The sequence below is a fragment of the Pseudomonadota bacterium genome, from assembly GCA_010028905.1.
Classification (GTDB): domain Bacteria; phylum Vulcanimicrobiota; class Xenobia; order RGZZ01; family RGZZ01; genus RGZZ01.
In genome coordinates, this window is the sequence record RGZZ01000875.1 from 1 (window position 1) to 1,200 (window position 1,200).

Genomic DNA, 1,200 nt, shown 5'->3' on the forward strand with positions numbered 1-1,200 from the left:
GGGCAGGTCAAGGCGCGCGTCAAAGCCCGATGAGTTGGCCTCGTGGCCAAGGTCTCGGTCCACCCCGTACCCCCACCGCTGCGTTCACGGGGGCGCCGGACATAAACGTCCCCGCTGGGGGATACGCACAAGGTGGCAATGGGTCGCGGTCAGATGCCGAATCTCTTCAGCTTCGCGCCGCGGGGCTAGGTGACAGAAAGGATTAGTTAAGTGCGGTCAAGGCATGCAGATCTACAGCGGAGCGATGACCGCCGGCAAACGCCCCCGTTCGCGCCGGGCACCGTCAAGCAGTGGGGGTAGTTGGAGCATTGACTACCCCCCCCCCGCGGGTCAATGCCTCCTTGCGGAGATTGGGGCAAGCACTTTGTTAAACGCTCGATAAATGAGGCATCTGGCCATGCAGACGATGGCGTTTAGCAAACTGTCAAACGCGAGCGTGCAGCCGCCCGTCACGCAGCTCCCACACGCGGTCGGCATGCTGCTGCGCCGAGGCAAGGTCGTGCGAGACGAACACCACGGTCGCAGGAAGAGAGCGCAGCAGCGCGTGCAGCTCCAGCCGTGCCTGCTGGTCCAGCGCGGCATCGGGCTCGTCCAGGATCAGCAGCTGCGGTTTCATGGCCAGGGCCTGGGCCAGGCGTACCCGCGCCAACTCCCCGCCGGAGACCACATCAACACTGCGGCAGGCGTGGTGCGCGACTGAGCATGCGGCCAGCGCCTGCATGGCCAGTTCCCGCACCTCATCCGGTCTCGACGTGGTGTGGACGCCGAAGGAGACGAACTCAATGCGGGGATGGGGTCGCCGAAGACAGACGCCCGGACACGCGCCTGCTCCCGCGCGCTGAGGGCACGCGCGTTGGCGCCGAACCACCACAGACCGGCAACCCCGGCGACCTCGTCACCGGCGAGCGCGCGCAGCAGCGTGGTCTTGCCGCTTCCGTTGCTGCCCACCACCGCGTGGACCTGCCCGGCTTCGAAGGACACATCCACGTCCTTCAGCACGACCGCTGACCCGGCGCGCAGCTCGGCCGCCACAAGCCGGACGCAGTCGCCCGCGCCGAGAAGCTCAGCCACGGCTTCCTCGCAGAGTCACCCTCATCAGCACCGGCGCCCCCGTGAACGCAGCGGTGGGGGTACGGGGTGGACCGAGACCTTGGCCACGAGGCCAACTCATCGGGCTTTGACGCGCGCCTTGACCTGCCC

The 1,200-nt window shown here is 67.3% G+C and carries 2 protein-coding genes; both read right to left on the reverse strand.

The window, feature by feature from the left end; all coding sequences use genetic code 11:
* Positions 1 to 424: 424 nt before the first annotated feature.
* On the reverse strand, positions 425 to 721 hold the full coding sequence (locus EB084_26040) for an ATP-binding cassette domain-containing protein (GenBank protein NDD31726.1): 297 nt from the start codon (positions 719 to 721) through the stop codon (positions 425 to 427).
* On the reverse strand, positions 613 to 1,071 hold the full coding sequence (locus EB084_26045; GenBank protein NDD31727.1) for an ATP-binding cassette domain-containing protein: 459 nt from the start codon (positions 1,069 to 1,071) through the stop codon (positions 613 to 615). The genes EB084_26040 and EB084_26045 overlap by 109 nt, the downstream gene beginning before the upstream one ends.
* Positions 1,072 to 1,200 lie beyond the last annotated feature (129 nt).

Excerpts from the sequence above, each read along its gene's own strand:
- EB084_26040 (NDD31726.1), bottom strand. The coding sequence starts at position 721 with ATGCAGGCGCTGGCCGCATGCTCAGTCGCGCACCACGCCTGCCGCAGT.